This is a genomic window from Erwinia tasmaniensis Et1/99, assembly GCF_000026185.1.
In the GTDB taxonomy this organism is placed as follows: domain Bacteria; phylum Pseudomonadota; class Gammaproteobacteria; order Enterobacterales; family Enterobacteriaceae; genus Erwinia; species Erwinia tasmaniensis.
Genome location: NC_010694.1, coordinates 3,161,651 through 3,187,414 on the forward strand (window position 1 = coordinate 3,161,651; position 25,764 = coordinate 3,187,414).

Here is a 25,764-nt window from a genome sequence, read left to right on the forward strand (position 1 = left end):
GGTTAAGGTCAGCAGGCGCTAACGCCTGCCCCACACTGGAGAAACCGTAATGCGTCAGAAAAGCACCCTTAACACCCTGGCTGCCGCAGCCATTCTTAGCCTCACACTGCCCGTCACCTCTGCACTTGCTGCCCTGCAAACGGGTGTGAAAGCCCCTGATTTTCAGCTAAACGCAGCGCTGGCGGGTAAGCCAACAACGTTCTCGCTACAGCAGTCATTACAGAAAGGGCCGGTGGTGCTCTACTTCTTCCCGGCTGCATTCAGCGCGGGCTGTACCCTGGAAGCACACGCCTTCGCCGAGGCGACCGATGAATTCAAAAAGCAGGGGGCGACCGTCATCGGCGTTACCGCCGGTAATGTTGACCAAATCGCCAAATTTTCCCAGCTGGAGTGCCGTGACAAATTCACGATAGCCGCCGATCCGGGTGCCAAAGTCGCGGGAGAATACCAGAGCACGATGCAGTTCAACGGTAAAACCCTGTCCGACCGCACCTCTTACGTTATCGCTCCTGACGGCAAAATTTTGCTCAGCTACAGCGATAAAAACCCACAGGCGCACATCCAGAAAGCGATGGATGCAGTCAAAAAATACCGTCAGGCCAACCCGGCTTAACGCCTCTTTCTAAGTAGGTTTATTATGCTGACTGCTATCGCTGCCGCCCTGCTGGGCGGCATCATTCTCAATCTGATGCCGTGCGTTTTCCCGGTCATTTCGCTCAAGGCGCTAAGCCTGATCCGTCATCACGATCGGCCCGCTCAGGCCAGAGCCGAAGGTCTGGCCTTTCTGGGCGGCGTGGTAATAACCATGCTTGCGCTGGCTGGCGCACTGATGTTGGCCCGTTCCGGCGGCTCGGCGGTCGGCTGGGGGTTCCAGCTGCAGTCACCGCTGGTGATTGCGCTTCTTGCTCTGGTCATGCTGGCATCGGCGCTCAATCTGTTCGGCCTGTTTGAGATTGGCCTTTCTGTGCAGAGGGTCGGTGAAGTGGGCGGTACGCGCTCAGGTCTGACGGGCTCCGCACTGACCGGTGCGCTGGCGATTATCGTTGCCACACCCTGTAGCGCGCCCTTTATGGCCAGCGCCATCGGCTACGCGTTGACTCAACCAACGCCGGTCAGTCTGGTGATTTTTATTGCGCTGGCGCTGGGCTTCGCCGCGCCGTTTACATTAATCTCCTTCTTTCCGCTGCTGGCACGCATATTGCCCGCACCGGGCGCCTGGATGGTCACGCTAAAACATGGACTCGCATTTCCGATGCTGGGGGCGGTAGCCTGGCTTATCTGGGTTCTTGAGCGGCAGGCGGGTTCACTGGCGCTGGCGGCGATCCTGGCATGCTGCATCATACTCAGCTTTGCCGCCTGGCTTTATGGTAAAGCTCAGAAACGCCGTATGATGGGCAAACGCCACTGGCCGATGCATATCGCCAGCGCCATATTCGCTTTGCTGGTTGTGCCGCCGCTGGCCAATATTGGAACGTTTTCCCACCGGGATACCCCTGCTGAAAACGCTGAAGCCGCGGCAACGGTGGCCTGGTCACCGCAGAAGGTGGATGCGGTAAAAGGGCAGGGGCAACCGGTTCTGGTCAACTTCACCGCGTCCTGGTGCATCACTTGCCAGGTGAACGATCGTACCTCGCTGTCGACCGAGGCGGTTAAATCCGCGATAGCGCGCACCGGCACTATTTATATGATCGCCGACTCAACGAACTACAATCCTGATGTCGAACAGGCGCTCAGCGATTTTGGTCGCGGCGGTCTGCCGCTGTATGTTGTTTATCCTGCAGACGGCGGTAAACCGGTGGTGCTGCCACAGGTGCTGACGCCTCATATCGTTATTTCCGCGCTCGAAAGTGCCACGATGAATAGGAAAAAAACATGAGTCAGTTGATGATAAAAAGCCATCGCTATGTGCCATTACCTTAAGCATTGGCCCTTTTGTTTCAGGGCTGCCAATGGCAGAAGGTGAAGCACAGGCGCGGGCCTGGCCAGCACTGATGGCCCGTGCTCAGGCTGGCGACAAGGCCGCCTATAACCGGCTTTTGAAAGCGATGGTGCCCGCCATCAGGGCATTTGTGCGCAGAAAAATCTGCGATGAGGCGCTGATTGAAGACGTGGTTCAGGAAACGTTACTGGCGATCCATCGCGTGCGTCATACCTACGACCCACAGCGCCCTATTCTTCCCTGGGTGGCGGCCATCACCTCCGCGCGGTCAATTGATGCGTTGCGCCAGTCTGGCCGCCGTCTGGAGGTGCAGGATGAGGACGCGCTACTCAATCGGGCCGCAGAGCCAGACGGCTTTGAATCCGCCGGACGCGAAGAAAATGACGTTTTGACCGGATATCTGGGCAGCCTGCCGCCGCGCCAGCGCGAGATGGTGGAGTCCGTACATCTGGGTGAGCAAAGCCTGATGCAGGCGGCGGCACAAAATAATATGTCCGTTTCTGCGGTTAAATCACTGTTGCATCGCGCAATGTTAAACCTCCGTAAGTATGGCAGGGGTACCCATGAGAAACCATGATCGGCTGATCGACCAGCTCAGCAACAGGGCCGGCCCGGTAAAACGCATCTGGCCAACCGGCTGGCGCGTTGCCGCCTGGACGATTGCCGTGCTTCCCTGCGGGATGCTCAGCAGCTGGGCATTTCACAGTAAATATACCGACTGGTCACAGCCGGGAGCGTTTCCCGCGCTTATCTCGCTGCTGATTTCGTTTATCATCGGTGCCAGCGCCATTGCCGGTGCCTTTAATCTCAGTATTGCCGGTCGCAAGCCGCTCCGCCTCAGGTGGGCAGCCCTGCTGGCCATGCTCTGGCTGGCTGTGAATCTACTGAACACGACCTCACCCACCCTTACGGCAGCGGGCAGGCTCGGTGAGGGGGTGCATTGCTATCTGTTTATGCTGACGGCCAGCCTGCCGATGATGATAATTTCAATTATCTGCCTGTATCGTACCCGTTCGCTCTACCCCGCCCAGAGCCTGGCGCTGGCAGGCTGCGGAACGGCTTTTATGTCGTCGGTACTGCTGTCTTTATGTCACGGCACCCGGCTGCACCTGTTCGACTTTTTTATGCACCTTGCGGCAGGCATTACCATTACGGCCATCACCATGCTGGCCGGAAGAAAATGGATACGTCTTGGCCAGTAGCGTTGGGATCAGACCGCTGGCGTGGCGCTCACCAGGCCCATTTTTTTCCGCTCGGCAAGGCTCTGTTCAAAGGTTTGCATTCCTTGCTGGCTACCGGTCTGTAATAGCCCTGGCAACTGATGACTTTTTCCTTCGCGGATCAAATTTGCCGCCGCCGGGCCATTCACCAGAACTTCAAACAGCGCCACCCTGCCCTGCACTGCTGTGACCAAACGCTGGGCAATGACCGCCTTCAGACTCCCCGCCAGCTGACTACGCACCAGATTCTTTTCATCGCCCGGAAACACGTCCACCAGCCGCTCCACCGCCTGAGCGGCACCACGGGTATGCAGCGTCGCCAGCACCAGGTGCCCGGTTTCGGCAGCCGTCAGTGCCAGACGGATGGTTTCCGCATCACGCAACTCACCCAGCAGGATCACATCCGGGTCCTGACGCAACGCCGCACGCAGCCCGGCGTCAAAGCGGGTGAAATGCAGCCCTTTCTCACGCTGTTGGATCAACGATTGTGCGCTGTGGTGCAAAAATTCTACTGGGTCTTCCAGCGTCAGAATATGCCTCCGCTGCCGCCGGTTCATGTCGTCGATCAGCGCTGCCAGCGTGGTGGACTTGCCGCTGCCGGTCGCGCCGGTAATCAAAATAAGCCCTTCTTCCATCTGCAACAGAGAAGCGGTCACGGCAGGCAGATGCAGTGATGCCAGCGGCGGACACCGGGCGGCAATCAAACGCAGCGCCAGCGAAAGGCCGTGACGCTGGCGAAACAGATTAGCGCGCAGACGCACGCCGTCGCCCAGCGTCAGGGCAAAATCCACCTGGCCGTTCTGCGTCAGTTCGTGATATTGCTCCGAAGTCAGCCAGTCTGCGGCAACGCTTTCCAGCCACTTTTGTTGCAGCACGGGCCTGTCGGGTACCGCCTCCAGCCGACCGTCACAGCGCCAGAATGGCGAATGTCCACTGCAAAGGTGCAGATCCCCCGCATTATGCTTTACACTAAGGGCCACTAAATCCTCAATATCCATATGTTTCCCTGACTATGACTTCGATTAAGCACAACTTACAGCAAGTCCAACAGCGGATCTCGGCGGCAGCCGCGCAATGCGGGCGCTGCCCACAAGAGATTACGCTGCTTGCAGTGAGCAAAACAAAACCTGCGAGCGCCATCGAAGAAGCGGTCGCCGCCGGACAGCATTGCTTCGGTGAAAATTACGTGCAGGAAGGGGTAGATAAAATCCAGCTGCTGGCAAACCCTGACCTTGTCTGGCACTTTATCGGGCCGCTACAGTCCAATAAAAGTCGCCTGGTGGCGGAGAACTTCGACTGGTGTCATACCGTCGATCGCCTGCGTATTGCCGAGCGCCTTAGCCAGCAGCGCCCCGATCCCCTGCCTCCGCTTAATGTGCTGATTCAAATAAATATCAGCGCAGAGCAGAGCAAATCAGGCATTATGCTGGCAGAGCTGCCGGCGCTGGCGCAGCAGATCGCGGCGCTACCGCGTCTGAAGCTACGTGGCTTAATGGCTATCCCTGCACCTCAGGACGACTATGCCAGTCAGCTGGCGGTGTGCCAGCAGATGGCGGCAGCGTTTAAACAGCTGCAACAGCAGTATCCCGGCGTGGATACTCTCTCGCTGGGCATGAGTGATGATATGGACGCCGCGATTGCGGCGGGAAGCAACATGGTGCGAATTGGCACCGCCATTTTCGGCGCGCGCGACTATGTTAGCGCCGCCGCTACACACAATAACTAAGGAACCCCATGCTAGCGTTGATCTTTCTGGTAACTACGGTGATGGCGATTTATATCAAAGTGCTGTTACTGCGCATCTGGATGCAGTGGGCACGTTGCGACTTCTACAACCCGTTTTCGCAATTTGTGGTGAAAATCACCCAGCCTGTGGTTAAACCACTGCGGCGCATTATCCCGTCCATCGGGCCGCTTGATACCGCCTCACTGCTGATAGCGTATATCGTCAGCGTGCTGTCGATCCCGGTGATGCTGCGCCTGTTTATCCCCGATCCGATTTTCCTCTATCTGGGCCTGGTGCTGCTGGTAAAAGCCGCCGGCATGCTGGTATTTTGGGTGATTATCGTGCGCTCGTTGATGAGCTGGGTCAGCCAGGGACGTAATCCGGTGGATTATGTGCTGTTACAGCTGACGGAGCCGTTAATGGCACCCATCCGCCGCATTATCCCGGCAATGGGCGGTATCGACTTCTCTGCGATGGCGGTGATCCTCGTCCTGTATATGCTGAATTTCCTCGGGCTGGAATATATTCCAGGCTGGGCGCAATTCTAAAACCGCTTTACTGCCTGTCGTTGCAGCGCCCCGGCCACTGACTTTGCTTCAGCCGCCGGGGTGGAACCTGCTCCCCGCCGGCAACCGCAGCCATTCTGGCAACCAAATAGAATGAAACAACAATCTGGATTGACTATGCAACAAGTTGTACTCGCCACCGGCAACCCCGGTAAGGTGCGTGAGCTGGCCGACCTGCTGGCCGCGTTTGGCCTTGATATCGTGGCGCAGACAGCGCTGGGCGTAGAGTCAGCCGAAGAAACCGGTTTGACCTTTATTGAGAACGCCATCCTGAAGGCGCGTCACGCTTCAGCCGTCACCGGACTACCGGCAATTGCCGACGATTCCGGTCTGGCGGTCGACGTCCTTGGCGGAGCGCCGGGTATTTATTCAGCCCGCTATGCGGGTGAAGAAGCAACCGATCGGCAGAACCTGGACAAACTTCTGGCGGCGCTGAATGCCGTGCCGGACGGCGAACGCCAGGCGCATTTTCACTGCGTACTGGTGTATCTGCGCCATGCCGCAGACCCTACGCCGCTGGTGTTCCATGGCAGCTGGACGGGCGAGATTGCGCATAGCGCTGCTGGCGTTGGTGGTTTCGGCTACGATCCGATTTTCTTTGTCCCGGAGCTGGGTAAGACCGCAGCCGAGATGAGCAAAAGCGAAAAGCTGGCCGTTTCCCATCGCGGGAAGGCGCTGAACCTGCTGCTGGACGCGATGAAACATGGTTAATCTGCCCGCGTTAAGCCTGTATATCCACATTCCCTGGTGTGTACAGAAATGCCCCTATTGCGATTTCAATTCCCACGCGCTGAAAGGCGAGGTGCCGCATGAAGAATACGTGCAGCATCTGCTGAACGACCTGGATACTGACCTGCCGCTGACATCGGGACGCGAAGTCGGCACTGTCTTTATCGGTGGCGGTACGCCCAGCCTGCTAAGCGGTGAGGCGATGCAGATGCTGCTGGACGGCGTGCGCGCAAGGCTGCCGCTGTCGCCGGACGCGGAGATCACCATGGAAGCCAATCCCGGCGCGGTCGAGGCCGATCGCTTTAGCAGCTATCAGCGCGCCGGGATTAACCGTATTTCCATTGGCGTACAGAGTTTCAGCCCGGCAAAACTACAGCGCCTCGGGCGCATTCACGGCCCGGATGAAGCCAGGCGCGCGGCGGAGCTTGCCGCCGGACTCGGCCTGCGCAGCTTTAACCTTGACCTGATGCACGGCCTGCCCGACCAGTCTCTGGAAGAAGCGCTGGACGATTTACGCCAGGCGATTGCCCTGAACCCGCCGCATCTGTCGTGGTACCAGCTGACGATTGAGCCAAACACGCTGTTTGCCTCAAGACCGCCGCGCTTACCTGATGAAGACGACCTGTGGGATATTTTCGAGCAGGGCCACCAGCTGCTGAGCGCCGCCGGCTATCAGCAGTATGAAACGTCCGCCTATGCCAAACCCGGCTATCGCTGCGAGCACAATCTGAACTACTGGCGTTTCGGTGATTACCTCGGCATTGGCTGCGGCGCGCACGGTAAGCTGACCCAGCCTGACGGAACGATTATCCGCACCAGCAAAACCCGCCATCCGCGTGGGTTTATGTCCGGTAACTATCTGGATAAGCGTTGTGAGGTGGCCGATGCCGAGAAGCCGTTCGAGTTCTTTATGAACCGCTTTCGCCTGCTGGAAGCCGCGCCGCGCGCCGAATATACGCGCTATACCGGCCTGCCAGAGCACAGCGTACGTGCGCAGATCGACACCGCGCTGGCCAAAGGCTATCTGACGGAAACCGCTGAATACTGGCAGGTAACCGAGAAAGGTAAACTGTTTCTGAACTCGCTGCTGGAACTGTTCCTGGCGGAATAGCGTCAGCACTCTCTACCCGGCCAGGTAAGCTGAAATCCTTGCCGGGTAGAGAAAGCGTATTTATCAGTTAAGAGGTGGAATCTGAATAGCCCACGGTCAAAAAAGTTCAATACAATATCGAGATGTCCTTTCTCGGAGGCGCTTAAGAGCCCCCCGGGATAGCAGAACTCCGCTTATCACTTTAATCCGGCAATCAACGCCTTACGTTGGTCTTCCAGTTTAATCACGCGGTGACAGACTTCATGACCAAAATTCTGGAAGTCCTGCTGCTGATTGTTCCATTCTGCCTGAATCGACTGCTGTAAGCCCCCGAGGTTGCCCATAATCGCCTGTAGCGGGTTATCGCCATTACCAACCGACCGGGTGCCCATCTCATTCAGGCTGTCCTGCACCACGCCGCCCAGCGCGCTTTGCACCAGCTGCTCACCGTCCTGGCGTACTTCTGCCACCGCCTTATGGTGGAAGGTCAGGCCATCGCTACGCTGCTCAATAATGCGGTTCATCTGCTGTTTCAGCTGACCATCCAGCGTGGTCAGGCGTTTACGCACGCTGCTCTCCTGGCCCAGCTTATCGACAATCACCCGATCCAGCGCCACACGGCCTTTTTCCAGCCGCTGCTTCGCGCCGCCGTCAATCCACGGCAAATCACGGCGCAGCGCGTTCTGATAGTCGACGGCCTTTTGCCGGGTCGCCGGGTCAATGTTCACCAGATTACCGTTTCGCTGCACGTCACCCGATGGCGAGATCGACAGATTGCCGCTGGCTCCCACCACCTTCACCTGCTGTGGGTTGATTACGATGTCGTCCTGAGGATTAACGCGACACTGATAGTCTGCCTGGGCCTGGCCTGCGGCCAGCAGCAGCAGTGCTCCACTGAAAAGGATTTTGCGCATGGTTCTACTCCTTGATAGAAAAAAGGGGCGACCGACAAAACGGTCACCCCCTGTTAAACGATGGTGAATGCCCCGCATACGAACACTGATTCATGCTCCGCCGGGGTTTTCATCTGCGTCCTGGTATACTTAGTCCCACCAGACGTCAAAAAGTTCGGTCACTTTCACGTCACCCAGCTGGCGTGCTTCCAGCCAGTTTTTCACCAGCTCACGATGTTCATCAGTGCATTTGCCGATTTTCTGCAGGCAGATCAGACCTTCCCACTGCAGATAGCCGCTGCCGTCAAACGCCAGTCCGTTCGGAGCGATCGCTTCATCGATCAGCGCATCAACGGTGCTATCAATAACCTGTTCGTCGCTCCCTTCCGGGAAGGTGAAGCCGACGGCGAAACCTAATTCCTGAAACTCATCGATATGCATTTTCTTGCGAAGACGACGACTGCGTTGTGTAGCCATTATTTAACCCTCTCAAACATCAGATCCCATACACCGTGACCAAGACGCTGGCCGCGCTGCTCAAATTTCGTTAGCGGTCGCGAGTCCGGGCGCGGTACCCAGTCACCGCTTTGTGACTGATTTTTATAGCCGTCGATGCTGTTCATCACCTCCAGCATATGTTGCGCATAGGCTTCCCAGTCGGTTGCCATATGGAACACGCCGCCCAGTTTCAGCTTACGCATTACCAGCTCGGCGAACGGCACCTGCACAATGCGGCGTTTGTTGTGACGCGCCTTATGCCACGGGTCCGGGAAAAACAGCTGCACCATGCGCAGCGAGTTATCCGGGATCATGGTATTCAACACTTCTACCGCGTCATGACACATCACGCGCAGATTATCCACCCCGGCCTCTTGCGCCGTTGCCAGGCAGGCACCCACGCCCGGTGAATGCACTTCAATGCCGAGGAAGTTCTGCTGCGGGTTGCTGGCAGCCATCGCGACCAGCGATGCGCCCATACCGAAGCCGATTTCTAACACCAGCGGGGCTTCCCGGCCAAACAGAGCGGTTAAATCCACCGGTTCCGGCTGATACTCAACGCCCATCACCGGCCACAGCTGATCCAGCGCCTGCTGCTGACCTTTGGTCAGACGGCCCTGACGACGTACAAAGCTGCGGATACGGCGTAAGGCGCGACCGTTTTCGTCAAATTCCGGTGAGATAACATCGTTTTTCATGATTCTGCCTGCAACTGTGCACTGTAGAAAGCGGGCATTATGCCCTTCGTGAGTGAAAACATAAAGGCCGGGCTGGCTGGCAGGATAGCCGCCGTCTGGGCGGAAGTGCCTGTACGCCTGCGTCATTCACAAAATGCAGCGAATAACCGGTTTACACTGATTATTGTCTGTGCTGGAATCCCTGCCTGATTTATCTCAATCACGGGCGGAAACAGACACTATGCAGGCATCGCAGTTTTCACAGCAGGTACTGGACTGGTATCAGCGCTATGGACGTAAAACTCTGCCGTGGCAGCTGGAAAAAACGCCTTACAAAGTCTGGCTGTCCGAAGTGATGCTGCAGCAAACCCAGGTCGCCACCGTCATTCCCTACTTTGAGCGCTTTATGGCACGTTTCCCCGACGTGAGCGATCTGGCCGCCGCCCCGCTGGATGAAGTGCTGCATCTGTGGACCGGCCTCGGCTATTACGCGCGTGCGCGCAATCTGCATAAGGCGGCAAAAACCGTGGTGGAGAAGCACGGCGGGGTGTTCCCGCAAACCTTCGCGGAGGTCGCCGATCTGCCCGGCGTCGGTCGTTCAACGGCGGGGGCCATTCTGTCACTGGCGCTGGGCAAGCACTTTCCTATCCTTGATGGCAACGTCAAGCGTGTGCTGGCCCGCTGTTATGCCGTCGCGGGCTGGCCTGGCCGCAAAGAGGTGGAAAAGCGCCTGTGGCAAATCAGTGAAGAGGTGACTCCCGCCGACGGCGTCAGCCGGTTTAATCAGGCGATGATGGATATCGGCGCGATAGTGTGCACACGCTCGAAGCCTAAGTGTGAGATCTGCCCAGTGAATAGCGGCTGCATGGCGTATGCTCACGGCAGCTGGGCACAGTACCCGGGTAAAAAACCTAAAAAAACGATCCCAGAGCGCACCGGCTGGCTGCTGCTGATGCAGCAAGGTCAGGACGTATGGCTGGAACAGCGCCCGCCGGTCGGACTGTGGGGCGGATTGTTCTGCTTCCCGCAGTACGCTACCGAGTCCGATCTGCGCGCGGCACTGCGCGCACGCGGGGTCGATGACAGTAAACTGCAACAGATGAACGCTTTCCGCCATACCTTCAGCCATTTCCATCTGGATATTGTGCCCGTCTGGCTGGATCTGCCTTCTGCCCGGCTGGCAATGGATGATGGCGCGGGTCTCTGGTATAACTTAGCGCAGCCGCCCGCCGTGGGGCTGGCCGCACCGGTGGATCGCCTGCTACAGCAGCTGCGCCAGCCACAACAAATGGCGCTGAACGCTTGCGCGACAGAAGAGGAAAAGTAATGAGCCGCACTATATTTTGTACGTTCTTGCAACGTGATGCCGAAGGACAGGATTTCCAGCTCTATCCTGGAGACACCGGTAAACGTATCTTTAATGAGATTTCGAAAGAGGCCTGGTCAAAATGGATGGCAAAGCAGACCATGCTTATCAATGAAAAGAAACTGAGTATGATGAATCCTGATGACCGCAAACTGCTGGAACAGGAGATGATTAAGTTCTTGTTCGAAGGTCATGAAGTTCATATCGAAGGTTATACCCCGCCGGAAGAATAAGCGTTGGGCCTCAATGAGGAGGCCTTATAAATTGTGGGCAATGTACGAAAAATGAACAAGAAACTGATTTCTTTACTAATTATCGCACCGTTATTGATATCCTGCTCCAGCAAGAAACAGAACGTCTTCCATGAAGAGTGGGTTAAAGACACCAATGCCTTTGATATTTTGATGGGACAGTTTGCCCACAACATCGAAAATATCTGGGGGATCAATGAGGTGCTGATAGCCGGCCCGAAAGACTATGTGAAGTACAGCGATGGCTACTACACCCGCAGCCATATCAACTTTGAAGCCGGTAGCATCACCATTGAAACCATCGCCGGGACTGACCCAACGGCCAGCCTGCGTCAGGCGATTATCACTACCCTGCTGATCGGTGAAGATCCCAGCAACGTCGATCTCTATTCTGACGCCAATGATATTCAGACAGGCAAAGAGCCGCTGCTTTACGGCCAGGTACTGGATAACACCGGGCAGCCCATTCGCTGGCAGGGGCGCGCCGCCAGTTTTGCGGACTACCTGATCCAAAATAAACTACAGCGGCGCAATTCCGGACTGCATACGATCTGGTCGGTCACCATCCCGATGGTGCCAAACCATCTCGACAAACGTGCGCATAAATACCTGCCTATGGTGCGCAAAGCCGCAGAGCGCTACGGCGTCGATCAGTCGCTAATCCTGGCGATTATGCAGATTGAATCCAGCTTTAACCCCTATGCGGTAAGCCATGCTGATGCCCTGGGCCTGATGCAGGTCGTGCAGCATACTGCCGGTCTTGACGTTTTCCGCATGAAGGGGAAATGGGGCAAACCCAGCCGCAGCTATTTGCTGGACCCTGAAAACAACATTGATGCCGGAGCAGCCTATCTCTCCCTGCTTCAGGGCAGCTATCTTTCTGGTATCAATAACCCAACCTCACGGCGCTATGCGGTCATTACCGCCTATAACGGCGGAGCGGGTAGCGTGCTGCGGGTGTTTTCCAGCAATAAAGATCGTGCTTTCAACACGATTAACGGCCTGTCACCTTCAGAGGTTTACCAAACGCTGACCAACAAACACCCGTCGGCCGAGTCACGCCGTTACCTGTATAAAGTGAACAACGCCCAGAAGGGCTATCACCGTTACTAGTTTTCCCTCCTTTTATCACGTCGGGCTCAATGACTCCGGGCCCGCCGCCTTCTGCATACCATCACAACGGCAGGTAACATGACAAGATACCGCCAAGAAAGCATACTTAGGTGAAAAAACTCTCCGCCTTACCTATTTACGGCAACGTGTCATATCGATTCCTCGATGAAAACAGTTAGCTAAGTTTAATGTCTGTTGTCAAAAAAAACCGACAACATGCTGTATAATAATCATCCTCTCCCAGGGCGCCCACAAAACCAAATAATAAGACGTTGATATCTTAGGATTAAAACGCAAAAATTTTTGATATTGCGAGAAAAATTAAAATTAATCTCACTTTTTCACAATTAATAATGATAAATTTATTGAATGTAATGTGAGTATAGCAACGATTTTTGCGACTTATACCATTACGGGTAGCAGCCAGCGCCATCACGACAATCACCGCCGTTAGCGATGTTGTACTGGCCGCTATTCTAAGGACAGGCTGACTGATTATGGAAAATGAGGTTACCGTGGAACAGAGGGATCCCGTCGACATTCTGGTATTAACGAGAACGCGAGCCAGAACACGTCTCCTACTGATTGACACCGCAATAAGACTGTTTGACGGGGGAGCTTTTCCGTCTATTACGGAAGTCGCGCATGAAGCGCAGCTGTCACGCGCCACCGCCTATCGTTACTTCCCTACACAAAATGCGCTAGTTTCAGCTATTGTCGCCGCGACGCTGAGCCCGATGGCAGACTGGCAGCCCACCCATCAGGACGTAATTGCGCGTATTGATGAATTACTCAGTTTCGCATTTCCCCATATGCTGAAGCACGAGGGCACTCTGCGCGCCGCGCTACATCTGTCTTTGACGCAGTGGGCGCGATTACAGTCAGCCGATTCTCCACCGCGACAGGAAAGGCTGGTGCGCAGTAATCACGCGGCGATACTGTCGCTGGTCACGCTGCCGCTAAAGGACGAACTGACCACGGAGTTAAACGATCGCGTGGTGCGCGCACTGTCACTGGTTTATGGTTCAGAGATTTTTCTGGTCATGAAGGATATTTGGGGCTGCGATAACGATGAGCTGCAGGAGATAGGTAAGTGGATCGCCAAAGCGATCGTTCATCAGGCGCGTGAGGATGCGCGGGCAACAGAATAGCGCCGCGGACACATCTCAACATCTGCATTAAAGGGGCGACGTGTTCGTCGCCCCAGCAGGCTATTTAGCGATCACATATCCCTGCAGGTGCTTAATACCGTTTTCATCGGCTGCCGCATACACGCCCTGCAACTCTGGTGAGAAGCCAGGCAGTAGGTTAAGTCCCTCTTCGAGCGCTAAAAAGTAGCGCTGAACCGCCCCGCCCCACACTTCTCCCGGCACTACGCACAGCACGCCCGGCGGATAAGGCAGTGCGCCTTCAGCAGCAATGCGCCCTGCGGCCTCCGAGACAGCGACCAGTTCGACGTTGCCACGGATAAATTCGATATTGGCATCCTGGGGGTTCATCGCAACCTGGGGCAGCGTTTGTTGACGGAACATCGCCTTTTGCAGGGCCTTTACGTCGTGGCTGACATACAGATCGTGCATCTCCTGACACAAACGGCGCAGGGTATAATCTTTATATCGCACCGCATTTTTACGATAAATAGTCGGCAGCACGTCGCGTAGCAACGCATCCTCTTTAATATGCTGCTCAAACTGCGCCAGCTTTGTCACCAGCCGGGCCATCTTCTCCGCACTCTCCGCCGGGGTTAGCAAGAACAGAATTGAATTCAAGTCGCATTTTTCTGGTACGACACCATTCTCACGCAAATAGTTGGCAAGAATAGTCGCCGGGATACCAAATGCGGCATATTTACCGCTGGCGGCATCAATACCCGGCGTCGTCAACAGCAGCTTACAAGGATCGACCAGGTATTGATCCTTTTCATAGCCTGCAAAGCCGTGCCACTGCGCCCCTGGCGCAAAGCTGAAATAGCGGGCGTCACTGGCGATGGTCGCATTCGGCGCATTCTGCCACGGCTGACCGTCAACGTCGTCAGGTATAAACGGCTTGATCATGGTGCAGCGTTCAAGAATGGCCTTACGCGCTTCGATACCGAGCATCACACACTCGTGCCACAGGCGACGTCCGGCTTCGCCCTGGTGCATCTTTGCATTGATGTCCAACGCGGCAAACAGCGGATAGAAAGGGCTGGTAGAAGCATGCAGCATAAAGGCATTATTCAGGCGTTTATGACTGCAAAAACGCGGCTGGCCGCGAATATGATTATCTTTCTTGTGGATTTGAGAGGTCTGAGAGAACCCGGCCTGCTGTTTATGTACCGACTGCGTGACGAAAATACCGGGATCGCCGGGTTGCAGATCGAGCAGCAACGGCGAACAGGCAGCCATCACCGGAATAAACTGCTCATAACCGACCCATGCCGAGTCAAAAAGAATGTAATCGCACAAATGCCCAATGCTGTCGAGCACCTTACGGGCGTTGTAAACCGTGCCATCGTAGGTACCAAGCTGGATCACCGCCAGGCGGAACGGACGTGCATCATCGGTGCGATCGGCTGCCACCTGAGAAATCTGCTGACGAATATAGGCTTCATCAAAGCAGTGCGCGTCAATACCGCCGATAAAGCCAAACGGGTTGCGCGCGGTTTCAAGATAAACCGGCGTAGCTCCAGCCTGGATTAGCGCACCATGATGGTTAGATTTATGGTTATTGCGGTCAAATAACACCAGGTCGCCACGGGTCAGTAGCGCATTGGTCACCACTTTGTTGGCGCTGGACGTGCCGTTCAGCACAAAGTAGGTTTTATCTGCATTAAACACCTTAGCGGCAAATTTTTGCGCGTGTTTCGCGGAACCCTCGTGGATGAGCAAATCGCCGAGCTTCACATCGGCGTTGCACATATCCGCACGAAATACATTCTCACCAAAGAAGTCGTAAAACTGACGCCCGGCCGGGTGTTTTTTGAAGAAAGCACCGCCCTGATGGCCAGGACAGGCAAAGGTGCTGTTCTCCATCGCAACATATTTAGTCAGCGTGTGAAAGAAAGGAGGCAGTAGCTTTGACTGGTACTCTGCCGCGGCAGATTCCAGCATCGCAGCATCGTCTGCATCCCCATTCAGTACGCCATCGACCTGCGGTAAGTCCACCGCCTGTGAAACGTCGTCCAGCGCGATAAAGACCGGTAGCGCAAAGCCGGTGTGGCGTAACAGTGCCAGCATACCGGATCGGGAGTCACTGACGGAGAGCACCACCGCCGCCACATCGGTAAAATCTGTGTTATCCAACGTAACGACTTCACGCCCGGTACGAAGGTGAATAGCCACGGTCGTGCTGGCTGCAATTTTCAAAGGGGTCATAGCACAAATCCCAAATATTCAAGGATGAGTGGGTGCCGGAGGCACAGCAATAGGAATATGAACAAGCGCACGTATTCCCGGCGAAAGTTGTCAAGTGGGTGTTCAGCAGAGTATTTTACCGCTTCGCCAGATAGACATCAGTAAAAGCAGATCTCGTCTGTTTTTACTCATGGCCAATTGCCGAGCGCTGGAGGGCCTCATCGTATAGAGGGGCAATTTATCATCATGGCAGCACCGCATGGTAACAGGCAGGGCTGCGGCGGTTGAAGGCGCTTACCAACAAGGATAAAAAGCGTTACATCATCTATAACGGCCACCTCGATGTACCAGCGTGATGGGGCATATAAACCTACGTAATCATTGCATTTTTGAACAACAGGTACAACCTGAGCAGCCGGATTTATCTATGTAAAAAAAATGATCGTCAGCCACTAATAATCAACAAACTGAACGTTATATTCCCTTCACACATACCTTCTCGCACTATGCGGTATATTAATTGCAATCAGAAACTTACGCTCTCCCTTTTAGGGTGGCTGACCGAAAAAATGATTCCGTTCTTTAGCATGTTGTCGAAAATGATTATTCCCGTTGATTGCAGAGCAATTCCCGCATCAGTTAAACCTATCACACAAAATGTTGATAATAATGATCAACACTCCTTTTTGTGCCAGGAGTTCTTCGCCAGCATTTAACCGCACCCGCAAAAAAAACCTGATACATGAAAAACGCAATGCCAATTAACAGCGTTTTTTCAATACCTTAAGACTTGACGACATGCCATTAAAAAGGGAAGAAACGAAGACTGTGAATAGTAACAAATCGGTTTTGAAACAAAAAAATTTAGAATGAATCAAGCTCAAAAAATCAAGAATACCCCCAAAAATGAACAGCAATGACCGTTGACATAAGATTATTCCTAATGCTAAATCGGCAAGATATTAGCGTAGGTAAAAAATAAAAACGCTTTATTGCTTCAAATATTAATTATAGGGAAATAATTGAGCCATCTGCGTCTCACTGCCTCTTTTGAAAAAACAATCCAGCCGGCTAAGTGGATTCGCCATTCATTTATCAGGCACGTTCCTAAGTAAGTTAACTCATTTTGTTTATACACCGTTTAATACCTGTGGGAACCCCATAAGAGTATTAATAACGCATCATCATTTCAAAAAAGGAGTCAGCATGAAAATGCATCGCTCAATCATCGCGCCAGTACTGATGGCAGGCTGTGTTATCACAATGCCCGCACTCGCTCAAAATACCGTCACCTTCCAGGGTGAAGTCAGTTCGCAAACCTGCACGGTCAACATCAATGGTACGCCTAATGCCATAGTGATGCTGCCAACGGCCAACCTGGCTAATTTAACCGGTAGCGCGGGTAAAGCGACAGGAGTAACGCCTTTTACCGTTGCTATCAGCAATTGCACCGCCGTTTCCAGCGCTGATACGGCAATAAAGACTAAATTTCTTGGTCACAACGTCGACAGTGCTACGGGAGTACTTGGCAACCTGGCAACGGTAAGCCCGGCTAAGGATGTGGGTATCCAAATCACACAAAAAAGTGATGGTACAGGCCCGGTGAATCTGAACGGGCCAACCGCAGTGCCCGGACTGGTCCTTAAGCAGAATGAGACCAGCGCAAGCTACGATTTTGGTGCGCAGTATTATGCACTTAGCAGCGCCCCAACCGCCGGTGCGGTCACCGCAGTGGCAGAATATACCTTGAGCTATCTGTAATAGGCTTCCCGGCTGTTAAAGGCCGGGATGCTTAACATTCCTTTTTTTGTAGGTTTCCCAATGAAAAACATACTGAGGTGTTTACCCGCGACTTTTCTTTTCCTTGCCAGCGCCCATGCAAGTATCGTCATGACCGGCACACGCATCATTTTTCCAGCGGACAGCAAAGAAAAAACGCTTCAGTTTACCAATCCCGATCCTGTGCCCTATGTACTGCAGCTTAGCGTGAGCAAAACGCCGGACGGTGAGGGTGAAAAAGACGAAGATGTGCCCTTTATCATTTTACCGCCATTTTCCAGAATGGAACCTCACAGCGGTCAGTCCGTGCGCCTGAATCGGCTGGAAGGAAGCCTGCCAGAGGATCGCGAGTCGGTGTTTTATCTCTCATTTAGCCAGATCCCGGCATTAGATAAAAAAGATAACGATCAGAATAAACTGCTGCTGGCCATCACCAGCAAAATCAAAATTTTCTACCGTCCTGCCGGTCTGGACAGCAGCCCGGAAAAAAGTGTTACGGAGTTAATTATTCAGGCCAGAGATAGAAACCTGCTGCTGAAAAATCCGACCCCTTACTATATCAATCTGCAAACCATTTCAGCCCGACATAACGGCAAGGATATTTCTCTTATCGATTCCGTGATGATTGATCCGAAATCAGAAAAATCAGTCAGGCTACTGCCCGCATCGGGGAACGTAACCCGTGGGGAAAAAATCAAAATGGTGACGGTAAACGACTATGGTGCAGGTCAGATCACTGATACGGAATTAAAATAATTTAAACGATCAAGGCAGGTATCATGTTGATACTTCGAAAATTTGTTGTATTCATTTTGGTAGTCCCGACAACTTTTTCAGTATCGGCAACCCAAATGGAAAAAAAGGATGCAACCAGCGATCTCTATTTTGATCCGGCGCTTTTCCAGGGTAAAAATCTTAGCGAAGCCACTTATTTACGTCTGTCACAGCCCGGCTCAATTGAGCCGGGTAGCTATAAAATCGATATTTATACCAACGGAACGTATATAGAGCGGGCGGATGTTCGTTTCGTTTTGCAACCCGATGGCACAGTCACGCCCTGTTTTGATATTAAGACGTTGCAACATGCGGGTATAAAATTTGATTCGTCACGGCTGTCCGAGAAACAAAAAAACACGCAGTGCGTAGAATTAAAAGACGTTTCTAAGAGTGGCGTCAGTCGATTTAATCGGCAACAGCTGCGGCTGGATTTATCTGTGCCGCAAAGTGAAATGATCAACCTGCCGCAAGGGTATGTATCGCCTGAAAATCTCGATGCCGGGGCGTCTATTGGTTTTATCAATTATCTCACTAATTACTACCATGTCTCTTATTCAGACAACGATTTGAAAAACCAGGATTCAGCCTGGTTATCCCTTAACGGTGGGGTCAACATGGGAGCATGGCAGTTCAGGCAACTTTCAAATCTCAACTGGAGCCAGCAGCAGGGAACACGTTGGCAAAGAGTGCGCAGTTACGTGCAGCGACCTTTACCCGCAATGAGCAGCCAGCTTAGTGCAGGTGAACTGATCACGGCTGGCCGTTTCTTCTCTGGACTGAATTATAACGGCATCAATATCTCAACGGAGGACCGGATACTGCCCGACTCAATGAGAGGCTATGCACCGGTCGTGCGTGGCGTCGCCACAACGACATCTAAAGTCACCATCTCACAGAATGGTCAGCAAATTTATCAGACGACGGTATCTCCCGGCTCTTTCGCTATTAATGACCTTTATCCCACCAGCTATAGCGGCGATCTGGACGTTGAGGTTACGGGCGCGGACGGCAGAACCAGCCGCTTTAGCGTGCCCTTCTCCGCCGTGCCGGAGTCGATGCGGCCGGGCGTTTCACACTTCGACCTGGCGGTAGGTAAGACCAGGGACAGCGGTGAAAAAAGCCTTTTTGGCGATCTGACCTGGCAGCACGGCCTTAGCAATAGCATCACGGTTAACAGCGGAATGCGCCTGGCAGATGGATACACCTCTGCCGTCGTCGGTGGCGTATACGGCAGTTATCTCGGCGCTTTCGGCCTTGATCTGACCGCCTCACGCGCAAAATTGCCCGGTAGCGATTATGTGAATGGCTGGATGTCACATATCTCCTACAGCAAAACTTTCCAGCCAACAAATACTACACTCTCGCTGGCCAGCTTTCGTTATTCGACCTCCGGCTATCGCGATCTTAGCGATGTTCTTGGTCTGCGCGGATCGTTTAGCAATGACAGAAACTGGCGTTCTGCAAGCTATCAACAGCAGTCACGATACGATATATCCATGAGTCAGGGCCTCGCGGAATACGGTAACCTTTTCGTCTCAGGATCGTTGCAGCAATATCGCAATAGCAAAGATAAGGATACCCAACTGCAGCTGGGTTACAGCGACAGCCTGAAGAACGGGATCTCTTATAACGTTTCGCTGGGGAAACAGTTCACAGACACGGGCAGCAGCAGTCGGAGAAGTTCAGAGACGATCACATCGCTGTCATTATCTATTCCGCTGGCATTTACCGACAATCGAGTATCGTCGGTTAACAGCAGCTGGACGCACTCCTCAAGCTCTGGCGATCAGTATCAAACCAGTGCTTCAGGCTCAATCGGCAGTGACCAGACGTTAAATTATAATGTCGGCGCACAGCACAGCCGGAATAATAGCCAGACAACGATCAACGGTGGATTACAGCAATCAACCAGCAAAGCAAATCTGGGCATTAACGCCTCGCGCGGGCAAAACTACTGGCAGGCCTCCGCTATGGCTCAGGGCGCACTTGCTGTTCATGGGGGAGGCGTAACCTTCGGCCCCTGGCTGGGAGACACATTCGCCCTTGTTGAAGCTAAAGGTGCCAGTGGTGCAAAGATGTTCAACTCAAAACAATCGGTCATAAACGATGAGGGGTATACGCTGGTGCCCTCACTGATCCCCTATCGCTATAACATGCTTACGCTTAGCCCTCAGGGCATGGCGGATGACGTAGAGCTTATTGATAACGAAAAGCGAATCGCTCCGCTGGCTGGGGCAACGGTAAAAATCACGTTCAAAACGCGAGCCGGCACGGCCCTCATTATCAAAGCGACACAGGAAAATGGTCAATCCGTACCGTTAGGAGCCGATGTGTTCGACAGCTCGGGCGTGCTGACGGGAATGGTTGCTCAAAATGGCCAACTCTACCTGCGAACCGATAAGAAAGATGACAATTTAATCGTGAAATGGGGCGAAAATACCGATGAAAAGTGCCATCTCAGTTACCATCTTTCATCCACTGATATTGCAAAAAAATTCGGAAAAAAAACGGCTCAATGCCGCAGCCAATAGTCAATTTTTTAAGGTGATCCCGTGAGAAAATTTTCTGTGATGTCTATCGTCATCTCGCTACTGATGCTTTCCGCCACCGTGCAGGCGACATGTACTCGCACCAGCGCAGGCCAGGTTGGAGACGCTGTAACCGCAACCATCCCTTTCGGAAAAATTAACCTCAGTGATGACTATTTGCAGCCGCCCGGTACTTTGCTGAGCAGTGTGGTCATACCACCAACCAACTACAGCTACGCGGGTGCCAATGCGTCCAGCGTGCTGTTTGAATGCGATCAGGCCGATCTTAGCTCAATCTATTTTCTTGTTGCCACTAATGGTGACGATCGGGTGGGTGGATTCTACGATATCGGGGGCCCGGATGGGCTCCAGGACGTCTATGCCACGTGGTTTAGTTATACTGGCCTTAAGCTGACAATCGCGGGTAATACGGTCACGCGCTACTGGAAAAAAATCCCCATCAGCACCTATGCAACAACCAGCAACGGCAAGATACAAATCCGCCTACAGGATATTCCTCCGATGCAGGCAGAACTGTATAAAATCAGTTCCCTGCCCGCAAGCGCCGCAGCCTCTATGTACTGCGGCTCGGGAAACGGCGGTCTGGGGTTCGCCCGCTCTACAGGAACCAACTACACCTGCAATCAGCCCAATGCTTATATCCAGCTATCGGGTGAAAGCAACGTGTCATTTGCGTTCGGCCGGGATAAACCTGGTGAAGATAGCGCTTACAGATTCAACTTTTGGTTCGCATCCAATGGGATTGGCTATGGCATGCGGGCGTCTAATTCACTGTTTCAAACTTCCAGCTGCGTAGCCCGAAACGTAACGCCGGTGGTGATCCTGCCCGGTATTTCCGCAGCCAGACTGCAGGCGGGAGACAGCGCAAGCGCTGATTTTTCCGTGCAGATTGAATGCAGCAACGCGGCAAGCTCGGGTATTAACAGCATGCAAACGGCAATAGGATTCCAGGTCTCTAACGGAGCCTGGAGCGCAGCGCAGCGCCTCGGGCTGGTCAACGCCAGCGGCGGCGTGTCTTACCTGGTGTCAGACAATTATTATGCCAGTGACATGGCTAAAGGGGTCGGCATTACTCTGCGTAACAGCCAGGGTACGGATATGAACTTTGTCGGGCAAGCCGGCACGATGTCGCTGACAACCCCAGGAGGGAATGCCGCCGGTTGGTATCCCGTGCTGAACGGAAGCAGTGCCGTTGGCAGCAATGCCACCGGGTATACAACTTATAATCAGTCTATGACAGCCAGGCTGGTTAAACTGCCGGGCGCTGACGTTACGCCGGGAAAAGTCTATGCAACAGCCTACGTCGTGGTAAAAATGCAATGAAAATAAGAAATACTATGGCGATACTTTGCCTCACACTGGTAGCAGTGTGCACCAGTGGCGAAGCATTTGCCGGGATACTTGCCGAAAAAACACGGGTTATTTACGCAGAGAACAGCCGGGAACGTTCCCTTATGCTGGTGAATACTAACCCCTGGCCGGTGATTGTTCAGACCTGGAGTGATGACGGCCGCGGTTCATCGGACTACCCGGACTCGCCGTTTATTGTTACCCCGGCAATTTTTCGCCTGGAGCCAAGGCAGATGCAGGGGATCAGGATCACCTATAATGGCAGTCAGCTTCCTGAGGATCGGGAGTCCGTATACTGGCTAAATATTTACGAAGTTCCACCGCTCGATAAACGTAATGAACAGCATTCGCATTTAACCATGACGATGAATACACAAATCAAGATATTTTATCGCCCGGCAGCACTGGCAAAAATCGATAACATAGCGAGCAGGATAAGCTTTATTACCGGACAAGATCGGCATGGCAGCTTTATAGAGTGCCATAACCCGACGCCCTACCATATTTCTTTTACCGACATTTATTTGGTTTTAGCGCAAAAAGAAATTAAAGCACGCGGCGAGATGGACATGATGACCTATCCAAAAAGCAACAAGCGTTACTATCTAGGTGAAACCGCAGAAAAACTCAGCGGGGGGCGTGCAAAATTTTATTATATATCTGACAGCGGCGCTATTGAGAATAATGAAACTGTAATTACACATTCTAAATAAGAAGCAACACGATTTAAAAAAAGAAGACTCGGCAATGAGAACAACGTCTATAACAAGCGCGGAAGGGGTACTCATCACAATAAAATATGACGATTTTATTGTATCTGAAGGCATCCATTGTTTATTGCAGGATATGATCTTCAATGTTAATGCCGCCAATAAGAAAGATCACAAACTGCTTATTATTATTAACACAAGTAACTCAATATATCAGTCGGCTTATCATTACCTGCAGGATAGTCACTATGATCGTGTAGTGATGCTATGTTCAGATCTTAAAGAAAGGATTTTTTGCGGCCTCAATGTCAGACCAATAACTTTCATAAAATTAACTACAAAACTCGTAGAAGTATATGAAATCTTGCATAAAATATTTGCCGCCAACACCGAACAATGCTCTATTAAACCATTGACCCTAGTCGAAAAAAAAATCCTTCAACTCATTATGGAGAAATACAGTGCTACAATGATCTCCGATGAGCTTCACATAAACCATAAAACGGCCTACAGCCATCTGAAAAACATGAGTAACAAACTGCTAGTAAGAGATAACGCTGAACTTAACATAAAGATGATTCTAATCAACGGGGCAGCATAAAAATTTTGACAGGGAGCTACCGATCGGCGGCTTCTGTACTAAAAAATTTTACGACAGGATGTTCACTTGATTATGCTTCACTCTATGAGCCTCACCCTATAACACCACTTATTATTTGCCTGACCGGGTGTGCTGACATCCGGTTTTTTAACTTTTGCTCTACAAATATTAAACATCATAAGGAAAGTGTATGAGTGAAAAACAGTTAACGATCGTCAAAATGGAAAAACATGTTGAGGCAATAAAATCTTTCCCTCACCAAGCGTTCAAAAAATCCATCCTCCTGCACTATCATTCAATGTCTTACTCTTACAGCAAGAACAAACTTTTTTACAAAACGATTTTTAAAAGCCATCGTTTTGTTTTGGCCACCATTTTAGTCATCGAGTTTTTCACCTCCTCCCCTCCGCTACTGGCAGAAGTTAAGAGGAAGTTCATGTTATTGGATATGCTAAGTGATAATACCGTTTCGAATTTTCTTATTTTCTTAAAAGTGAGCAGAAGAATAAAAACACGAGCGTTGATTGACGATCGAAGAAAACAAGAATTTATCGTGACTGATAAAGGATTAAACGAAACCCTTGAACTTATTAAGACGATGGCTATCCCGCTCGATTTCTTAAACCCGGACCTCTCACTCAAAACAAAAATAAGTGAAAAAGACGCTCTCAATAAGTTTTTTCATCATTACGCAGCCATAGTGAGAAACAGATTATTCGATTTCGAAAGAGTCAACAACATTGGCATATTCATACTCAAAGATGCAGGACACATGATTATACTGAACCTTTATTGCAATGTTGAAAAAAAACCTCATGGTAATATCGTCTCTCTTTCCCTTGCTGAAATTTCAGCAAGTTGTGGCGTGTCACGGTCTCATATTAAGCGAATAATTACAGAAGCAGAACTGGCAGGCCTATTACTGTTTTCCATAGAAAATAAGGAAATCATGTTACTGCCTTCATTCTTCCAGATGACGGAAGAATATATGGCTTATTATTTTTCCAGCGTGCTAATTGGCTTTGATGCCGATCTGTGAAACTCACAATTTCGTACCATGCGAATGGAAAAAGATGGCGAGGATCCGCATGCCAACGCGATTGAATGAAGGTGGATCAAGCACGGTATCCTGCGGCGTACAGGACCTGCTTCTGTCCCCGTGAAGAGCAAAAAATGTCACCGATGTACCCGCATCCTGCTTCGCTACAGCAGCTAAAATATTGTTGATGCCTGCCGTGTTTTAACAAAGATGAACGAAAGCAGGGGCAGCACATACTTCACTGAAAATGCACTATAAGGGACTTTATGGGTAGGATTTGGTGAAAAAGGGTGCAACCAGACCGTTTTGTTTATAAAGCCATTGACGGCTGCGATGGCATAAGGTTTAATGCGCCCCGTTGCCCGGATAGCTCAGTCGGTAGAGCAGGGGATTGAAAATCCCCGTGTCCTTGGTTCGATTCCGAGTCCGGGCACCACTATTTAAAGAAACCCGCCTATGGCGGGTTTTTTGCTTTCTGGGGTTCCGGTAAATTTCTGGTCATCTTATCCACAGTTCCCATTGTAAAGACATCCGTTTTAGTTCCATGCATCTTTTGAGGTTCCGCCGCAATTATCCATCTTCCGGTACTGTTCCAGCATCAGATTGTACAGAGACTCACGCGGACGTTCAGTGTTGTGTTCGCCCGGCCATTTATCTGTAATTTCCCGCACCTCATTCAGCGTACTGAACAGATAATAATCCAGTATCTCTGTCAGGTAAGTCCGGTTTAAGCGTTTGATAAACACATTCTGCGTTGGTTTTCCTAGCTGAATAAATTCCAGCCCAACGTCCCGGCTTTCTGCCCATTCGGTCAGTTTCAGAGAGATAAACTCCTGCCCTTATCCATCCGTCGCTTATGCGGAGAAACTCTGTCTGCAACAATGCGGCCGGTTCCCTTATCACCCGCGGTGCCGGTATATTCAAATCCACCGGCCAGCTGTGATTAAGTGCCTACGGAACAGCCAGTGACGATGGATAACGTGCCGGAAGCCACTACTTCCCTTTACAACAAAAATTCAGCTTCAGCAGGAGTATATACGGCGTGCTCTTTTATAATGCCATGCGTGGCCTTGGCGGCGCAGTATCTGGAACAGTTTAATGAAGCCGTCACGCGGATAACCGTTCAGCAGCCTGCTGAAGTGCACTGATAACAGATCCATCACGCAATATTTGGGGACGGTAATGATAAACCGTACGGCTAAGAGAAATAGCCCCCGGGCTTGCCTGATGCTGAGAGAAAATATCTGCACTGGGGTTTTATCAGCTCCCACTGTGCGACCGGCTTCAGAGTTTTTTCCATCATATCTTCAATGCCCTGTTCTCAAAACTCAGAGCGGCGAACATCTGCTTCAAACGGCGGTTTTCATCCACCAGACCTGTGATCTTCATAAGCTCGCTGGCCTCCATACCATCGAATTTTGCTTTCCAGTTATAATAACTGGCCTCTGAAATTCCGGTCTCACCGCAGACATCCTTCACCGTTCTGCCAGCCTCCACGGGCTTCAGAACGGCGATGATTTGGTGTTCGGTAAAACGGACTCTGCGCATAGCGATCT

24 protein-coding genes, 1 tRNA gene and 1 pseudogene are annotated in these 25,764 nt (G+C 52.2%); 20 read left to right on the forward strand and 6 right to left on the reverse strand.

The genetic code is table 11. The annotated features are described in order from the left end of the window. The first annotated feature begins 49 nt into the window (after positions 1-49). The 4 genes from ETA_RS15375 (at position 50) to ETA_RS15390 (ending at position 3,141) form a co-directional block, all read left to right on the forward strand. Positions 50-613 (forward strand): peroxiredoxin, encoded by a 564-nt coding sequence (locus tag ETA_RS15375; RefSeq protein ID WP_012442537.1) that lies wholly within the window; start codon positions 50-52, stop codon positions 611-613. 24 nt (positions 614-637) lie between these two features. Then, a complete protein-coding gene (locus ETA_RS15380; RefSeq protein WP_012442538.1) occupies positions 638-1,876 on the forward strand; it encodes a protein-disulfide reductase DsbD family protein in 1,239 nt (412 codons plus the stop codon). A 73-nt stretch (positions 1,877-1,949) separates the two neighbouring features. After that, positions 1,950-2,516, forward strand: coding sequence for a sigma-70 family RNA polymerase sigma factor (locus ETA_RS15385; protein WP_012442539.1), 567 nt, complete (start codon positions 1,950-1,952; stop codon positions 2,514-2,516). Continuing rightward, entirely contained in the window at positions 2,503-3,141 is a 639-nt protein-coding gene (locus tag ETA_RS15390) for an NrsF family protein (protein WP_012442540.1), read from the forward strand. Before ETA_RS15385 ends, ETA_RS15390 begins: the two co-directional genes overlap by 14 nt. A gap of 8 nt (positions 3,142-3,149) precedes the next feature. Here the strand turns inward: ETA_RS15390 and ETA_RS15395 are convergent, their stop codons facing one another. Next, positions 3,150-4,157 (reverse strand): type IV pilus twitching motility protein PilT, encoded by a 1,008-nt coding sequence (locus tag ETA_RS15395; RefSeq protein WP_012442541.1) that lies wholly within the window; start codon positions 4,155-4,157, stop codon positions 3,150-3,152. 14 nt (positions 4,158-4,171) lie between these two features. Between ETA_RS15395 and ETA_RS15400 the strand changes: the two genes are divergently transcribed. The 4 genes from ETA_RS15400 (at position 4,172) to hemW (ending at position 7,291) form a co-directional block, all read left to right on the forward strand. Then, complete coding sequence (locus ETA_RS15400; protein ID WP_012442542.1) at positions 4,172-4,885, forward strand: YggS family pyridoxal phosphate-dependent enzyme; 714 nt, start codon at positions 4,172-4,174, stop codon at positions 4,883-4,885. Between the two features lie 8 nt (positions 4,886-4,893). Further along, a complete protein-coding gene (locus ETA_RS15405; protein WP_012442543.1) occupies positions 4,894-5,433 on the forward strand; it encodes a YggT family protein in 540 nt (179 codons plus the stop codon). A gap of 135 nt (positions 5,434-5,568) precedes the next feature. After that, positions 5,569-6,162, forward strand: coding sequence for an RdgB/HAM1 family non-canonical purine NTP pyrophosphatase (rdgB, locus tag ETA_RS15410; RefSeq protein WP_042959122.1), 594 nt, complete (start codon positions 5,569-5,571; stop codon positions 6,160-6,162). Next, positions 6,155-7,291: a radical SAM family heme chaperone HemW gene (hemW, locus tag ETA_RS15415; protein ID WP_012442545.1), complete on the forward strand. Its 1,137-nt coding sequence runs from the start codon at positions 6,155-6,157 to the stop codon at positions 7,289-7,291. Before rdgB ends, hemW begins: the two co-directional genes overlap by 8 nt. A gap of 176 nt (positions 7,292-7,467) precedes the next feature. Here the strand turns inward: hemW and ETA_RS15420 are convergent, their stop codons facing one another. The 3 genes from ETA_RS15420 to trmB all read right to left on the reverse strand — a co-directional run bounded on the left by ETA_RS15420 (position 7,468) and on the right by trmB (position 9,359). Further along, entirely contained in the window at positions 7,468-8,184 is a 717-nt protein-coding gene (locus ETA_RS15420; RefSeq protein WP_012442546.1) for a YggN family protein, read from the reverse strand. Positions 8,185-8,313: 129 nt separating this feature from the next. Beyond that, positions 8,314-8,640 carry a YggL family protein gene (locus tag ETA_RS15425; RefSeq protein ID WP_012442547.1) on the reverse strand — a complete coding sequence of 109 codons (327 nt, stop codon included), beginning with the start codon at positions 8,638-8,640 and terminating at the stop codon, positions 8,314-8,316. Beyond that, positions 8,640-9,359: a tRNA (guanosine(46)-N7)-methyltransferase TrmB gene (gene trmB, locus ETA_RS15430; protein WP_012442548.1), complete on the reverse strand. Its 720-nt coding sequence runs from the start codon at positions 9,357-9,359 to the stop codon at positions 8,640-8,642. The genes ETA_RS15425 and trmB overlap by 1 nt, the downstream gene beginning before the upstream one ends. Before the next feature lie 220 nt (positions 9,360-9,579). Between trmB and mutY the strand changes: the two genes are divergently transcribed. The 4 genes from mutY to ETA_RS15450 all read left to right on the forward strand — a co-directional run bounded on the left by mutY (position 9,580) and on the right by ETA_RS15450 (position 13,219). Next, positions 9,580-10,665, forward strand: a complete 1,086-nt coding sequence (mutY, locus tag ETA_RS15435) for an A/G-specific adenine glycosylase (protein ID WP_012442549.1) — start codon at positions 9,580-9,582, stop codon at positions 10,663-10,665. Beyond that, entirely contained in the window at positions 10,665-10,937 is a 273-nt protein-coding gene (locus tag ETA_RS15440) for an oxidative damage protection protein (RefSeq protein WP_012442550.1), read from the forward strand. Before mutY ends, ETA_RS15440 begins: the two co-directional genes overlap by 1 nt. 51 nt (positions 10,938-10,988) lie before the next feature. Beyond that, positions 10,989-12,068: a membrane-bound lytic murein transglycosylase MltC gene (gene mltC, locus ETA_RS15445; protein ID WP_012442551.1), complete on the forward strand. Its 1,080-nt coding sequence runs from the start codon at positions 10,989-10,991 to the stop codon at positions 12,066-12,068. A gap of 497 nt (positions 12,069-12,565) precedes the next feature. Next, entirely contained in the window at positions 12,566-13,219 is a 654-nt protein-coding gene (locus tag ETA_RS15450; protein WP_012442552.1) for a TetR/AcrR family transcriptional regulator, read from the forward strand. Positions 13,220-13,279: 60 nt separating this feature from the next. Here ETA_RS15450 and ETA_RS15455 read toward each other — a convergent pair whose 3' ends face one another. Further along, complete coding sequence (locus ETA_RS15455; protein ID WP_012442553.1) at positions 13,280-15,424, reverse strand: ornithine decarboxylase; 2,145 nt, start codon at positions 15,422-15,424, stop codon at positions 13,280-13,282. A 1,185-nt stretch (positions 15,425-16,609) separates the two neighbouring features. Between ETA_RS15455 and ETA_RS15460 the strand changes: the two genes are divergently transcribed. The 8 genes from ETA_RS15460 (at position 16,610) to ETA_RS15495 (ending at position 24,644) form a co-directional block, all read left to right on the forward strand. Then, a complete protein-coding gene (locus ETA_RS15460) occupies positions 16,610-17,164 on the forward strand; it encodes a fimbrial protein (RefSeq protein WP_012442555.1) in 555 nt (184 codons plus the stop codon). Positions 17,165-17,224: 60 nt separating this feature from the next. After that, a complete protein-coding gene (locus ETA_RS15465; protein WP_068794411.1) occupies positions 17,225-17,938 on the forward strand; it encodes a fimbrial biogenesis chaperone in 714 nt (237 codons plus the stop codon). A 95-nt stretch (positions 17,939-18,033) separates the two neighbouring features. Beyond that, on the forward strand, positions 18,034-20,490 hold the full coding sequence (locus tag ETA_RS15470) for a fimbria/pilus outer membrane usher protein (protein WP_157861815.1): 2,457 nt from the start codon (positions 18,034-18,036) through the stop codon (positions 20,488-20,490). A 21-nt stretch (positions 20,491-20,511) separates the two neighbouring features. After that, positions 20,512-21,831, forward strand: a complete 1,320-nt coding sequence (locus ETA_RS15475) for a fimbrial protein (protein WP_012442558.1) — start codon at positions 20,512-20,514, stop codon at positions 21,829-21,831. After that, positions 21,828-22,571 carry a fimbrial biogenesis chaperone gene (locus ETA_RS15480; RefSeq protein WP_012442559.1) on the forward strand — a complete coding sequence of 248 codons (744 nt, stop codon included), beginning with the start codon at positions 21,828-21,830 and terminating at the stop codon, positions 22,569-22,571. Before ETA_RS15475 ends, ETA_RS15480 begins: the two co-directional genes overlap by 4 nt. A gap of 34 nt (positions 22,572-22,605) precedes the next feature. Beyond that, positions 22,606-23,169, forward strand: coding sequence for a helix-turn-helix domain-containing protein (locus ETA_RS15485; RefSeq protein WP_012442560.1), 564 nt, complete (start codon positions 22,606-22,608; stop codon positions 23,167-23,169). 190 nt (positions 23,170-23,359) lie between these two features. Beyond that, positions 23,360-24,208, forward strand: a complete 849-nt coding sequence (locus ETA_RS15490) for a hypothetical protein (protein ID WP_012442561.1) — start codon at positions 23,360-23,362, stop codon at positions 24,206-24,208. A gap of 360 nt (positions 24,209-24,568) precedes the next feature. Further along, positions 24,569-24,644 (forward strand) — tRNA-Phe (locus ETA_RS15495). Between the two features lie 100 nt (positions 24,645-24,744). Here the strand turns inward: ETA_RS15495 and ETA_RS19740 are convergent. Then, positions 24,745-25,756, reverse strand: a pseudogene (locus ETA_RS19740) (transposase). Between the last annotated feature and the right edge of the window lie 8 nt (positions 25,757-25,764).